14 protein-coding genes and 1 pseudogene are annotated in these 12,629 nt (G+C 61.5%); 11 read left to right on the top strand and 4 right to left on the bottom strand.

Features of this window, described 5'->3' with window-relative positions; genetic code table 11:
• The first annotated feature begins 27 nt into the window (after positions 1-27).
• From QRN45_RS19660 to QRN45_RS19670, 3 genes are all read left to right on the top strand, one after another.
• Positions 28-903: a hypothetical protein gene (locus tag QRN45_RS19660; protein WP_284764373.1), complete on the top strand. Its 876-nt coding sequence runs from the start codon at positions 28-30 to the stop codon at positions 901-903.
• Positions 904-1,216: 313 nt separating this feature from the next.
• Positions 1,217-1,696 carry a hypothetical protein gene (locus tag QRN45_RS19665; protein ID WP_284764374.1) on the top strand — a complete coding sequence of 160 codons (480 nt, stop codon included), beginning with the start codon at positions 1,217-1,219 and terminating at the stop codon, positions 1,694-1,696.
• A 1,081-nt stretch (positions 1,697-2,777) separates the two neighbouring features.
• Positions 2,778-3,251, top strand: a complete 474-nt coding sequence (locus QRN45_RS19670; RefSeq protein WP_284764376.1) for a hypothetical protein — start codon at positions 2,778-2,780, stop codon at positions 3,249-3,251.
• Between the two features lie 202 nt (positions 3,252-3,453).
• Here the strand turns inward: QRN45_RS19670 and QRN45_RS19675 are convergent, their stop codons facing one another.
• The gene (locus QRN45_RS19675; protein ID WP_284764378.1) at positions 3,454-3,909 is read right to left on the bottom strand and encodes a hypothetical protein; all 456 of its coding nucleotides are present in this window, start codon (positions 3,907-3,909) and stop codon (positions 3,454-3,456) included.
• A gap of 158 nt (positions 3,910-4,067) precedes the next feature.
• Complete coding sequence (locus QRN45_RS19680; protein WP_284764380.1) at positions 4,068-4,286, bottom strand: hypothetical protein; 219 nt, start codon at positions 4,284-4,286, stop codon at positions 4,068-4,070.
• A 171-nt stretch (positions 4,287-4,457) separates the two neighbouring features.
• On the opposite strand from QRN45_RS19680, the gene QRN45_RS19685 reads away from it, so the two are divergent.
• The 5 genes from QRN45_RS19685 (at position 4,458) to QRN45_RS19705 (ending at position 7,787) form a co-directional block, all read left to right on the top strand.
• Positions 4,458-4,694, top strand: a complete 237-nt coding sequence (locus QRN45_RS19685) for a hypothetical protein (protein WP_284764382.1) — start codon at positions 4,458-4,460, stop codon at positions 4,692-4,694.
• A gap of 39 nt (positions 4,695-4,733) precedes the next feature.
• Entirely contained in the window at positions 4,734-4,997 is a 264-nt protein-coding gene (locus QRN45_RS19690; RefSeq protein WP_284764383.1) for a hypothetical protein, read from the top strand.
• Between the two features lie 609 nt (positions 4,998-5,606).
• Complete coding sequence (locus tag QRN45_RS19695; RefSeq protein ID WP_284764384.1) at positions 5,607-6,095, top strand: DUF4304 domain-containing protein; 489 nt, start codon at positions 5,607-5,609, stop codon at positions 6,093-6,095.
• 112 nt (positions 6,096-6,207) lie between these two features.
• Complete coding sequence (locus tag QRN45_RS19700; RefSeq protein ID WP_284764386.1) at positions 6,208-6,933, top strand: class I SAM-dependent methyltransferase; 726 nt, start codon at positions 6,208-6,210, stop codon at positions 6,931-6,933.
• A 137-nt stretch (positions 6,934-7,070) separates the two neighbouring features.
• Positions 7,071-7,787, top strand: a complete 717-nt coding sequence (locus QRN45_RS19705; RefSeq protein WP_284764387.1) for a uracil-DNA glycosylase family protein — start codon at positions 7,071-7,073, stop codon at positions 7,785-7,787.
• A gap of 860 nt (positions 7,788-8,647) precedes the next feature.
• On the opposite strand, the pseudogene QRN45_RS19710 reads toward QRN45_RS19705, so the two are convergent.
• Positions 8,648-9,028: pseudogene (locus QRN45_RS19710) on the bottom strand (PDDEXK nuclease domain-containing protein); the annotation flags it as partial.
• Here QRN45_RS19710 and QRN45_RS19715 point away from each other — a divergent pair.
• The 3 genes from QRN45_RS19715 to QRN45_RS19725 all read left to right on the top strand — a co-directional run bounded on the left by QRN45_RS19715 (position 9,006) and on the right by QRN45_RS19725 (position 11,945).
• The gene (locus QRN45_RS19715) at positions 9,006-9,437 is read left to right on the top strand and encodes a PDDEXK nuclease domain-containing protein (RefSeq protein ID WP_284764388.1); all 432 of its coding nucleotides are present in this window, start codon (positions 9,006-9,008) and stop codon (positions 9,435-9,437) included. The pseudogene QRN45_RS19710 and the gene QRN45_RS19715 sit on opposite strands and share 23 nt — an antisense overlap.
• A gap of 29 nt (positions 9,438-9,466) precedes the next feature.
• Positions 9,467-11,176, top strand: a complete 1,710-nt coding sequence (locus QRN45_RS19720) for an HNH endonuclease signature motif containing protein (protein WP_284764391.1) — start codon at positions 9,467-9,469, stop codon at positions 11,174-11,176.
• Positions 11,177-11,237: 61 nt separating this feature from the next.
• Entirely contained in the window at positions 11,238-11,945 is a 708-nt protein-coding gene (locus QRN45_RS19725) for a DNA alkylation repair protein (protein ID WP_241707825.1), read from the top strand.
• Positions 11,946-12,067: 122 nt separating this feature from the next.
• On the opposite strand, the gene QRN45_RS19730 is transcribed toward QRN45_RS19725, so the two are convergent.
• Positions 12,068-12,622 carry a hypothetical protein gene (locus QRN45_RS19730; RefSeq protein WP_241707826.1) on the bottom strand — a complete coding sequence of 185 codons (555 nt, stop codon included), beginning with the start codon at positions 12,620-12,622 and terminating at the stop codon, positions 12,068-12,070.
• Positions 12,623-12,629: the final 7 nt, after the last annotated feature.

Raw genomic sequence — 12,629 nt, forward strand, 5'->3', positions numbered from 1 at the left:
CTGTCTTGATCCTCTACGCTTCTACCCATGGGGACTGAAACCATGGGCAGCATGGGTGCGGGCATGGCCGGCGAACCGGAGAGCTTGCCGTTGACGAAGGACCTGTGCCTTCTTTCCGATGGCCGTCCGTCCGGGAACGGGACGGCTTGGGTTGAATCGGGACTGCGTCGTCGGTTGTTAAGACGCTTTTGGGTGGCCTGCGCGCTGGTCGCTGCGGCGGTCTTACTCTGGGGAGCGGGTTTCTGGGTCATGACAAGGCCGTTTCATGAGGACTGGCCGCGTACCGGGGCAACTGTGGTTCGCACCCACGAGTTCAATGCGAAGGGGAAGCACTGCGAGGTCTACCTGAGTCTCGCCCAGGTGCCCGAACCGCGCACCGTCATGTTCTCCGGTGATGCACCCTGCAGCCAACTGCCATCTCTCGGGGCAACTGTCACGGTCAGCACGGACCCCTGGGACCCGAGTGCGGTCCGCATCATCGGCTATGACGATCCATTGTGGGGCGACATCGGCATGCCCGCTACCCTGCTGGCCACGCCCATCCTCTGCGCTTGCGTGTACTTCCTCGTCACAGCTGCGCGCTTCCGGCGGGCTCGTAAGGCCGGTGGCAGCCAGCCGTGGCGGGCCGTAACTGCCCGCTTCATCTCACGGACCGTCTACCGGGGTTGGGTAAGCGCCCGGTTATGGGCGCTGGACACCGACGGCAAGGAACGCACATTCGTCCTTTCAGGGCCAGCCAACACGCTACCCGAATTCACGAATGGTCAAACCGGAACGACGATAACGTTCTGGCTCGCCAGTGACGGCTACGGCAATGTCCTCATCAACCAACCTGGTGCTGGTCGGGCAACCCTTGGCAGGGCATATGCTCCCAACGAGTTCGAGTTGCACGCCATGGCGTGAAAGCGAGAGCCCGATTCATGACGGGAGTTCGCAAGCGCCCAGAATGATGCTTTCCTCCCCTCCGATCAAGGGATCCCTCACCGGACGCCGCCCCGTCCGCTGAAGATCCGATAGGCTCAGCTGCGGCGGGAGTCGGAGTGATTCTCGTGGCGATGAGATGAACGGGGGCGCGCCTTTGGCTGCGAGGGGAACGGTAAGGGCGGCGCTTTGCGTCGCGGTTCTGATGGCGACCACCGTGAGTGCCTGTGCTTCCAACGACACCTCATCGCATGCCCCGTCGCCAACGCCGACGTCAGCGGCGGCGCCAGCGCCGGTGAACGACAAGCAGGACATCCGCTGCTACTTCCACGCGGACCTCACGACAACCCACAAGCTCACGCCACCTCAGGAAGGTACGCTCCCGCCATACATGACGGCCGGGATCGTCGATTCGGACGGTGCGAACGCAACGAAGGACCCGAACACCGGCCACATGACCACCGGGATGAAGCAGGTCAGCAATCCCGTGAACCTCTGCAGCCGCCTTTGGAGCGAGGGAAGGATGAACCCAGACGGGATCACCGACGACCTCATCCCCGCCGACTTCCTGTCCCCCGCCCCAGGGAGCCAGGCACCCGGATACAAGTTCAAGGACCAGAACGGGAATCAGCTCGTGACCGACCCGCAGATGACGGGGAGCTTCGGGCACTACATCCCGCATCTCACCGAATGCGTGGTAGACAACACCGTCGCCGTCCTCCCCGGGGACCCCGGATCCTGCGCCCGGCTCCGAGTCCCTTCCTTGCAGAAGTAGCCCCATCGATTCGCGCCGCTGAGGATCCCCACCCTCTTCTGGTCCCCAGATGTCGGCCGACCGCACCTGGTTCGTCTTAACTGATTACGACCTCCAGGCCACAAAAGTAAGCGGCCCCGAATACTTAATAAGGAGGCTCCGAAACGATCCCATTCTCGAGGCGGTGGACTGGACCGAACCGAAACAGCAGTGCGCTCCTCTTCCGCCCGGTGCGGGATCCACCAGCGTGCATTATCTCCTGCGGGAAAAAGCTCTTCGTTCCGAGGCTGTCGCCCGTAACCGTGCCCAGCTACGATGGCGGCATGGAACCAGCCGACGTACGTAAGAGACTGTTGTGGTCGATCGTGGCGCTGTTCTGCTCAGGGCCATGGGCACTCCTGATCGTTGTTAACAGCGGCCAGCCTCCATGGATGAGCATCCTTTTCGCCGGGATTCTTGCCGGTCCTCACGTCATCATTTGGCACCGATACCTATTCAGCCCTGGTTGGCCCTCAGCAGATCGCAACAAACAACACTGACTGATCGGTAGAGCTTTTCCCGCAGGAGATAATGCACGCTGGTGGATCGGTTCGCGGGCACGACTGCCGCGATGCTTCTGCTGGATAGCTATGAAATGACGATCCTTTGGGAATGCGACTAATCCGTCTTTCTAAGACGCCGCCACACCCATAGGCCACCAAGCGCAAAGAGGACCGCGAGGGCAATGTACGGCCCACGTTGCGTGGGCGGCCCAGCAAGTGCAGCTAGTAACCAGCAGACAGTCATGACGACAAATCCGAGAAGAGTTACCTTCAATCCGGGCCGGTTCATGCTTGGAGCATAGCGGCCAGTCCCAAACGTCACTGTAGATGAGCGGATTTATTCAGACGCAGCTTCTGGTCGCGTCGTCCGGTTCGGGATCCCTCACCGAGATAGCTGCAGCCGAAAGAAATTGTTCCCGGCAGCAGAAGCCCGCTGCTTCTATTGGAAGCTTCTTGCCCCGGCTGTGAGTGTTGACAGCCGCTGGCTATCAGGCATGATCGGTGGTGTGTCGCTGAACGGGATGCGGGGGCGCGCTGCTGGCAGAAAGAGGAGCTAACCAATGGTGACGACGATCGGTGCAGTGCACTCTATGGGGGGCGAGCCGCCGCGGCTGGAACGGGTGCTACTGCCGGCGCGGCACGAATTCGAGGTGCCGGTCCCGGACGGCTCGGTGGTCCGAGGTTATGTGACCAGCTACGAGGTCTGGGATTCGTTTGTGCGGGTGAACGTGACTTTCATTAATCGTCCGCGCCGGAGGGGGCACAACGACGACGCGCTCGTTCTACGGCTCTCCGACGGCACATTCGCGAAATCGGTTCACGGGAACGGCGGCGGCAGCGACCGCTTCAGCGTCATGGCAACCGCGTTCGCCCGCCCGCTCGGCGCCCAGACTGCGACGCTCGGGCTCGGACGTGACCGGCGGAGACCCCCCACGCCTAGCATTGTCCAAAACACGGGAGGCGCCATGCTGCCTGCCAGCAATCCGAGCGAGGAGATGGTTTTCACACAGATCATGGACCTCTCGCTCCCGTAGCGGCTTGCATAAGCGTCCGGTGAAGGATCCACCAGCGGGCATTATCTCCTGCGGGAAAAGCTCTACCGATCAGTCAGTGTTGTTTGTTGCGATCTGCTGAGGGCCGACCAGGGCTGAATAGGTATCGGTGCCAAATGATGACGTGAGGACCGGCAAGAATCCCGGCGAAAAGGATGCTCATCCATGGAGGCTGGCCGCGTAGTCAGTGGAACTTTTCGCGTGGAGACTCGCTAGTTGAATGAGTCGTTGACCGCTGGCAACCTTCTTCGACGGCTGAACTGTCCCGTCCTTGACCCGGGACTTGGTGCCCGGTCTGCCAGTCCCCATCGTTGGGCTCATCAGGGCGCAGGATTTGTTCGTTGCGCTGGGCGGCGCGTTGAGCGGCCGCTGTCTCCGCGAGCCCTCGGGGCCGGAAAGCGGATCGTGGTCCGAGGGGGCGCCACCAATGGTGGGGGCCGGGAGCGGGCGCCTGACTCCGGTTCCGGTCGGCTTCCTCGTCCCTGCCTTGGGCACGCAGCAGGGCCACTTCGATGTGTTCCAGCCCGATGTAAGGGCACGCAGCAAGGTCCGCCTCATGCTCGGCAGCCAGGAGCAATTCTCGATCGACGGCTCCGGATTCGATCAGTTGACGAACTCTTCTAGTGGGTCCGCGGCTCATCCCGTCAGAATACTCCCACCCCCTCGCGCGACTCGCTGTTTTCGCGTCCGGTTAGGGATCCTTCACCGGGCGGGTTAGTGCCGGAGGACTTTTAACCAGGCCATATTTCGTGTGTTCGGTGAATGCTCAGAAGGTGCCGGCTGGCCTCGTAGTGCGTTTTAGCTCGATGTTCTTGAGTTTCTGGCAGCGCGGAGATACATCCAAATGGAGACTCCCAAGAGGACGACGTTCATGGCCATGACGAACCAGAAAAAGACTGTGGCTGGACGTCCCTCCACCAGCACAGCCACCGCGTTGCTGGCCAGCCACAGCGACGCAATGGCCGCCATGAACACGGCTTGGCCTTTCGTCGGCTGATTATTCCTTTGAGTGGTCATGCCCAGAGCCTAATCCCACGGTCAAGAGTGCCCCATCCAAGACTCCATCGCCTGCCGTCCCGTAAGGCAGTGATCCTTTACCGGGCGGCGCGTCGCAGCCCAGCCGTCCTGTAGGGAGCTTTCGAGTCAACGCCCCTTGGCGGTGCTCCTGTTGCGTCGCTATCGTGAGCCATGGCCGGTTCGGATGCGTACAAAGATCTTTCCCCAAAGATGAAGCGTTTTGCTAAAGCAAACCTCTGGGCATTCACAGGGGCGATTGTTGCATCAGGGTTCATTCGACCTTGGTTGGGGTTCTGGCCGACAACAGTCCTGCTGGGATTGGTGCTGCTTGCCGTCCTCGTGCCTTTCGGCGTTGCTGCCCGGCGCGAACGCAGGGAGTTCGAGGCGCAACGTCGTCATGACAACTGAGGCGTTCGTTCGCTCACTGGCTTACGGCGCTCCGTATGAATGGGGCACTACTATCTGATGGTGTTTAACATCGGACAGCGCACCGCTGTATTGGGCGCGTTCAGCCTCGCCGGCTACAAGGGCCCCATTCGAACCTTGCCGGTCGTCAGCGACGACGAACGCATGTTTGTACTTGATCGAGCCGATTTAGGCCAGCTTCGAGATGTCCGAACATTGGAGCAGATCGTTGGCCAGTTGCTCGGATGCAAGGTCGCAATAATTGAATCAGGGTCGGTTGCGCTGGAATCCGTTCCATTCGCCTAGCGTCCGGTAGAGGATCGGCTTACGCGCGGCGAGGCGACAGTCAGTGCTGCAATGAGATGCCGCCATTCAGCGCTGAGATTCATACCCTTGAGGTTGTGAACGCGGTAGCCTCGAAACGTGCTCCGCGCGCGGATGCGGCAGCAGCCGCGATCGATAGGGTCGGTGTACCGTCAGGAACAAGTCTCCACGGCGCCCGGACATCAGGTATCAGAGTCTTCGTCGCACCCCGGGGAGACTCAGCGACTTGTTTGAGGAGAGATGACAGTGGGAATCACCCCAGGCGTCCTGGTCGCAGTCTTTGTCACCCTGTTCGTGGTCTTTGTCGCTCTGTACGTCATCCGCCGAAGGAAGTGATCACTCGGCGGCCAAGCCCCTCAGCCCGCGTTCACAACCTCACGGGGAAGAACAGCTAAGGAAGCTGATTATCCGGGAATTCACTACCGACAGTTTGACCACGATAGCGGGGTCCGCGCTGTCGTGGTCGTAATCGCTGCGAACTCGTTCTCTTTCTGAGCTCGATGGAGCGTTGAATGCACGGAGAGGGATCCTTCACCGGGCACGGTTGTCCCCTGCACCGCTGGTCTCCGTTGCTGCGGCTATGCTCGTGCCGTGAGCATCGTTGGAGGCACTGCGCAGGACCACTTTCGTTCAATGGTGCGCACGGAACTGGCGCCGGAGCTGCGTCGCCTTGGCTTCCGCGGAAGCGGCGCACAGTTCGAACTTCCGTCCGCCACTCATTGGTTATTACTGGGCCTTCAGAGATCAACGTCCAGTACCGCGGATGAGGTGCGCTTCACGGTGAACCTTTCTGCAGTCGACCGCCAGGCTTGGAACACCAAGCGTGAGACGGAGAAGTGGATGGGCGTGCGGCCGAGCGCAAACGTCTTGGGTCCTGTCACGACATCAAAGCGTTTGGGAATACTCGTATGGGGAACCGACACCTGGTTTGCTATTCAACCGAACCGATCCACTAAAGACGTCGCCCGTGAGGTCTTGGACGCCATCAGAGACAAGGGCATCTCCTGGTTACGCGCCCAGGAGTCTTCCAATGACTGCTTGAATCCGCCGATCCCCTTACGTGCTGAGGGTGACAAATAGCGCTGCGAAAAGACGGCCATTTATCGCTGCGAGTCACAAATCTTTCTGAAGGAGACTCCGGTTTGTAGCGGAAACGGTCGTTTATGGATCAAGCTCCCGCCGAGGGCCGCCGTTGTATAGCGTTGCAAACAGGAAGAAGTCTGCACTCGCAGCGCTAATCTGCAAGAGGCATGGGGTCGAATACGCGGAGGCAGACCGCGCCGTACATGACGCACTGGCCGAGGCGTTTGACGCGAAGTATGGCTCCTATGACTATTCATACGACGCCCGGTCTGCCAACTTGAATTGGGCCGACGACTTCGTGTCGACTTACAGGAGGTTGTCCACTAGGCCCCTGCCCTCAGCAGATATCCTCAACGTCGGCGTCGGTGCAGGGTACGAAGCAGCAACACTGTTTTCAGATTGTCCGCGGACCACCTTTGTTGACATCGCGGAACGCGGCTTGCTGAATATCAGCGAACGGATTCCGTCGTCAAAGACAATCCTCGCTAGTGCTGACAACCTGACATCCCTACCGGAGAACAGTTACGACCTGTATGTCTCCTTGAGAACATACAACTCGTCGTTCTTCGACACCTCTACAGCAGCGTCGGAGGCTCACAGGGTGTTGAAACCGGGCGGGACCATCATCGTCTCCGTAGCCAACGGGTTCCTGTACACTGGACGGTCGAACAGCGTCGTGCCGGGCCTGATCCTCCCGGGGACTGACTTCGTGGACCTCTACCGGGGTATGGATACAGCCAGGTTGATTTGCGCTGAGCTTGGCAGTGTGGGATTCGAGGACATCCGAATGACCCCAGCAAGCACAGAAATCTATCTGTCGGGAGTCGCAAGCTAACGACAACTCTGCTCCCTCGTACAATCACGTGCACGACGTCCATACGTTTAAAGGGGAAGGCTGTCGCAGACGGCCCGGTGTGATCGGACAGGTCAGAAGTGGCAATCTTGCCTAACACCAACGGAAGGAACTTTGCAATGAGCGGCCAAACGACTGTTGCCGATCGGGTACTGCAGTTCAACGAGCAACTTGCCGAGACAGCTCTTGAGCTACCCCCCGGGTTCACGGTCCTCAACCCGTTCAGCGGACCACAGAAGGAGCATGTTCGGGAGGTAACGACGGCCTTCTACCAGAGATTCTACGACGACAATGAGCCGCGCCGTCTAGTTCTGGGAAGTTCACCAGCTCGACGCGGTACGGCCGTGACCGGAGTTCCTTTTGCGGACGCCGAGCTCCTCGCAAGCGAGGCTGGTGCGGATATCGACGGCTATGCGATAAGCCGAAACTCCTCCGGATTTATAGACGATGTCATCGGGCGCTACGGGGGACGCGATAGGTTCTATGGCGACATCGTCATGAGCTTCGTATGCCCCCTTGGCTTGGTGAGGACGAATGCCAAGGGAAGCGAGGTCAACGCAAACTATTACGAAAACAAGATGCTGCTAGAGAGCCTGAGTTCCTTCATCGTTGACACCATAAGGCGTCAGCTGGAGTTTGGAACTGACACTTCGGTGTGCTATTGCATTGGCAGCGGCGAGAACTTCAGATTCTTGTCAAAGGTAAACAAGACAGAACAGTTCTTTGAAAAGATCGTGCCCTTGGAGCACCCGCGGTTCATTACTCAATACAATCCGGAGAGACGGGAAGAGTTCGTCGAGAAGTACGTCAGGGTCCTGAACGGAAGAAGCGATTAGCAGTGGCGGACCCCTCCATGGTGCGCCCGCCTAAAGCCCTAACGAGCTTCCGACGCCCAAGAGGTTGTGCGGTGTCGGAGCGTCTTGGCGCACCTGGCAATCACCGGTGCACCGTGGTGTATTGCTACACAGGGAGCGCGTCGACTGGTTCGATAGTGACGTCGTCGCCCATCGTCGACTCACGCGCTCAGGGCGCCCGTCAACCCATCAGCGGCTCGGATGCGGTCGCGGCAGTCCGGCCCATTTGGCACAGGAAAGGAATGAGGGCGGTTCATTGGTTACAGAAGGCAAAGTCCTGGTCCACTTCGACTCAGGTTGCGTTAGCGCTTACCGCATCCAGGGCGGCAAGTTGAAATTGGTCGAAAGACAGCGGGCCACGTTTGAAGAGAGTTTCGCGGCCGGGTTATTGGCAGACGCAGTTAGCGAGTCCTGGGACTCGCTAAAGGATTTCGCGGAAAATACGGACACCAAGGGCGTGTCGTTGTACGCCACCGGCGTCTTCCAGCGACTGTCTCGGGCGGATGCGGACAGGCTGGTCAACGGAAAACGGACTCCAGAGTGTCGCAAGAGCATCCAAACGCGTTTCGCTACGACACAATATTGTCCGTTTTCTGCAGTGGCCCCTATCCAGATGGTACGCGGGCCTGGGCTTTACCCAGCGTGAACGCGAATCGCACCAATGGCGGCCGGGTAGGACCATCCACCGCGCTCCCCAATCAAAAAACTTGGCGGCTCAGGACAACCATAGGAGTACTGGGCCGATACGTAGTGCACAACCGGAGCACCTTGGGTCGTGCGAACCTCGGGCTGCTGGCGCTCGAACCAAGGACTCATGGCCAGAGCCTTCCACCAACCGCTGCTCAAGGCAAGGAAATGCTCCCCTTGAAGTCCGCCGGATCGGCGTCGGTTTGGGCGTCGGGTTCCGCCCATTCCAGCGCAGCCACGAGGTGCCCTTCATCAGGCAACGCCCGCTGCTCCGCAGCCGGGAGTTTGTCATAAGTGTAGGCCGCGACGGCCATAGGTGAAGTTGACCGTCCCAAGCTGTAGCGGACGCTTCGGTCGTTCTTGGTACCGCAGATCAGGATGCCAACGGTTTCGTTGTGGTATTCCCGGCGAAGCACGTCATCGACGAGGGCCACGTAGAAATTGAGTTTGCCGACATGCTCCGGCTGAAACCGGCCTGTCTTAAGTTCAACGACAACGTACCGAAGCTGTTCTATGTGGAAAAACAGCAAGTCGACATTATTCCGAGCTCGGAATAACACGGATCTGCTGTTCTACAACTTCAAACTGCGATGCTTCGTGGTCATTGAACTGAAGGCCACCGCCTTCAAACCCGAATACCTAGGCCAAATCAACATGTACATGTCCGCCGTGGACGATCTGCTCGCGCACGCCGACGATCAGCCAACCATTGGGCTCCTGCTATGCAAGACCAAAAACAACGTCGTGGCCGAATATGCGCTGCGCGGGTTCAACAAGCCCGTTGGCATCGCAGAATGGGAAGCCGAGATCGCGGGGTCGCTGCCCGAAATCGCGTCAACGCTGCCGAGCATCAGCGAGCTGGAGGCTGAGCTTTCGCAGGGCATCAGCAGCAAGCCGGTCGAGCAGCGGGAACCGGTGTGGGGCTCTCCCAGCGACGGAGCTTAATTGTCGGTGCCTCCTGAGATGCTGGGGGCATGGATGGAAAGACAGCCTGGAGCGCGGAGAGCAGGGCGGCAGTGGAGGCCGTTGCCGCGTCCGTTGCCGTGCTTGCCGCCTTCGCTCAGGACGCTGGTCCCTCCGAACGCCCCGATCCGCTCCGGGATCTCGCCGATGGTTGCCTGGACGGCCTCGCCGAAGTGGCCAGGCTGGAAGCCCGGACCGCCGCGCTGAAAGCGAAGCTCGCCGCGGATTACGTCCAGGCGGCCAGTGCCCTGGCGCCGCCAGCGTCCTCGCCACAGGAATCCACCGCCCAGGAACTTGCCCTGATCGCCGAGGTCGCCTGCGTCCTGACCGTCAGCGAACGGACTGCCGGGGGCCTCCTGGTCGAATCCCGGTCCCTGACCACGACGCTGCCGCTGACCCTGAAGGCCCTGCAGTCCGGAACGATCTCCTGGCAGCACGCCCGGATCATCGTCGACGAAACAAGCGGCCTGGGCCCCGCCGGGGCAGCCGCCCTGGAAGCGCACTTCCTGGACCCCGATGCTCCCAACCCCGCCCGCGGCTGCCCGGCCGGGGCCCTCGTCCCGTCCCGGTTCCGGGCCAAAGCACGCACCTGGCGCGAACGCCACCACCCCGTCAGCATCGAATCGCGCCACGCCAAGAGCGCCGAAGACCGGCGGGTCGAATACCTCCCGGACCGCGACGGCATGGCCTGGCTCTCCGCCTACCTCCCGGCGGCCACCGCCGCGGGCATATGGGAACGGACCACCGCCGCCGCCCGCGCCCTCCAAGGCCCCGACGAGCCCCGGACCCTCGCCCAGCTCCGCGCTGACATCACCGCCACCTGGCTCCTCACCAACACCACCGGCGGTGTGCCCGACGGCGGCCTGGCGGGCGTTGTGCCCGACGGCTGCCTGCCGGGCGTTGTGCCCGACGGCGGCCTGGCGGGCGGCGGACGCGCGGAACCGGGGCTGACGGGGCGCGTTCCGTCCCCGCGGGCGCAGGTGCTGGTCACCGTCCCGATCCTGTCCCTGCTGGGCGTCACGGAGGAACCGGCCATGCTGGACGGGTATGGGCCGATCCCGCCGTCCATGGCCAGGAGCCTGATCGCCGACGGCGCTGACTCTTTTCACCGCGTCTTGATCGACCCCCGCGACGGCGCTCCGCTGGAAATCGGACGGACGAGCTACCGCCTCACCAAGGCCCAGCGCCAGTGGCTGCGGCTCCGCGACGGCAAATGCCCTTTCCCCGGCTGCAACAACCACTCCCTGGACAACGACGCGGACCATCTCTTGGCCTGGGCCGACGGCGGCACCACCGGCATCACCAACCTCGGCCAACCCTGCCCCAAGCACCACCGTCTCAGACATCGGACCGGATGGACTCCCTCCCCGGCCAGCAAGGACCACCCGCCGGGCTGGACCTCACCATCCAAACGGCACTACCCCAGCGAACAGCAGGACTGGGAACCACCCCGCTGGCCACACCACTTCACGATCATCGACACGGACCTGGACACGGGTGCGCCACCGGGCCATGAGCTGCCGGCACATCCGGAATTTCCGCGGGATCCGGAACTGCCGCAGGATCCCTTCCCGGACTGGTGCTCCTTCACGGCCGCACATCCATGGCCCGACCCCGACGACATGGACGTTGACCACGGTCCAGTCGATCCTGGGGATCCGGATCGACCCGTGCGGCTGAACGACCCCTACCCGGAATGTCCCGAGTTCCAAACCGCTTGATCCACTGGAAGTCCGTGCAGGAGGGACGCAGGCCACAGCATCCGGAGCTTCCTGTCCTAGTATGCTCAACCCCACCAGTGACCAACAGGAGGCTGAAGTGGTCGAAGAGACTGTGCTCGAGATAGTGGCCGAGCTGGCCGCGCTCGAGGACCCGAAGCCTCGCGCGGTGAACGAAAAACACGGGGACGATCACGGTGTGAACCTCGGCAAACTCCGCGCCCTCGCGAAGCGGTTGAAGACGCAGCAGGAACTCGCGCACCAGCTCTGGGCGACGGATGAAACGGCCGCCAGGCTTTTGGCCATCCTGATCTGCCGTCCGAAGGGGTTCGACCGTGATGAGTTGGACGTCATGTTGCGCCAGGCGCGGACTCCGAAGGTGCACGACTGGCTCGTCAATTACGTGGCGAAGAAGAACCCGCACTGCGAAGAATTGCGTCTTGCCTGGTTCACCGATCCGGATCCGGTGGTGGCGAGTGCCGGTTGGGCGTTGACGAGCGAACGGGTGGCGAAGAATCCCGAGGGCCTGGATCTCGCAGGATTGCTCGACGTCATCGAGGCGGAGATGGAAGACGCGCCGGATCGCCTGCAATGGGCCATGAACCAGTGCTTGGCCCAGATCGGGATCGAACACGCCGAGCATCGCGCCCGCGCCATTGACATCGGTGAGCGCTTGGGGGTGCTCAGGGATTATCCGACTCCCCCGAACTGCACGTCTCCGTTCGCACCCATCTGGATCAGCGAGATGGTGCGCCGACAGCAGGATAAGTAGGAATTGAACGGGCCATCCGACCCTCTACTTCCTACAGTTTCGGCTGGCACGTTCCCTGGCCGAGGAGGGTAGATCTGGCGGATCCCGCGCCAATCCGACCCGGGACCGGTGCAGCTCCGGTTTCAGCCCTTGACGATGGACATCGGCAAAAGGCCCCCCGGCGTGGAAGGGGCGATGCTGTCCAGCTGCCATCCATCCACGGATGCCAGGAACATAGCGGGCTGCGACACCGAGTAGCCCAACGGGACGTTGCTTGGCCCGTTCGCCGCCGAGGCCTGGTGTTCTTCCGTGAGTTCCTTGAAATGGACGCTTGCCGTCGACCCGCTCACCTCCACGGATTCCACCGTGATCTTCGTCGAAAAGTCCGTGTACCAAAAGCCCTTTGACTTGAACCCGGCCTTTGACCGGGCCACCACCGGGAGGTCCCGCGCGCGCTTGGCCCGGTACGCCGCCGTCGTCTGCCCTTCGGCCAGGCGTGGAGCAGTGGGATTGTCGAGGACGGTGGCGTTTCGGTCCTCGACAGCAGTCTGGATGATGGCAGTGAGCTCCGACGACGACGGGCTGGGCACCGCTGTTGTGGAGGAGTCGACCGGGAGCGGCCCGGCTATCGTCTGGCACCCGGAGAGGGCCAACCCCAACAGCACGGCGACGGCGGCCACAGTGCGCGGATGCTTCATCCTTGGC

The organism is Arthrobacter sp. efr-133-R2A-63 (assembly GCF_030209795.1).
GTDB classification, from domain to species: domain Bacteria; phylum Actinomycetota; class Actinomycetes; order Actinomycetales; family Micrococcaceae; genus Arthrobacter; species Arthrobacter bambusae_A.

What these genes read in the sequence shown, in the direction of transcription:
- QRN45_RS19660 (WP_284764373.1), top strand. Translation starts at nt 28, where the DNA reads ATGGGGACTGAAACCATGGGCAGCATGGGTGCGGGCATGGCCGGCGAA.
- QRN45_RS19670 (WP_284764376.1), top strand. Translation starts at nt 2,778, where the DNA reads ATGGTGACGACGATCGGTGCAGTGCACTCTATGGGGGGCGAGCCGCCG.
- QRN45_RS19675 (WP_284764378.1), bottom strand. Translation starts at nt 3,909, where the DNA reads ATGAGCCGCGGACCCACTAGAAGAGTTCGTCAACTGATCGAATCCGGA.
- QRN45_RS19680 (WP_284764380.1), bottom strand. Translation starts at nt 4,286, where the DNA reads ATGACCACTCAAAGGAATAATCAGCCGACGAAAGGCCAAGCCGTGTTC.
- QRN45_RS19685 (WP_284764382.1), top strand. Translation starts at nt 4,458, where the DNA reads ATGGCCGGTTCGGATGCGTACAAAGATCTTTCCCCAAAGATGAAGCGT.
- QRN45_RS19690 (WP_284764383.1), top strand. Translation starts at nt 4,734, where the DNA reads ATGGGGCACTACTATCTGATGGTGTTTAACATCGGACAGCGCACCGCT.
- QRN45_RS19705 (WP_284764387.1), top strand. Translation starts at nt 7,071, where the DNA reads ATGAGCGGCCAAACGACTGTTGCCGATCGGGTACTGCAGTTCAACGAG.
- QRN45_RS19715 (WP_284764388.1), top strand. Translation starts at nt 9,006, where the DNA reads ATGTGGAAAAACAGCAAGTCGACATTATTCCGAGCTCGGAATAACACG.
- QRN45_RS19720 (WP_284764391.1), top strand. Translation starts at nt 9,467, where the DNA reads ATGGATGGAAAGACAGCCTGGAGCGCGGAGAGCAGGGCGGCAGTGGAG.
- QRN45_RS19725 (WP_241707825.1), top strand. Translation starts at nt 11,238, where the DNA reads ATGCTCAACCCCACCAGTGACCAACAGGAGGCTGAAGTGGTCGAAGAG.
- QRN45_RS19730 (WP_241707826.1), bottom strand. Translation starts at nt 12,622, where the DNA reads ATGAAGCATCCGCGCACTGTGGCCGCCGTCGCCGTGCTGTTGGGGTTG.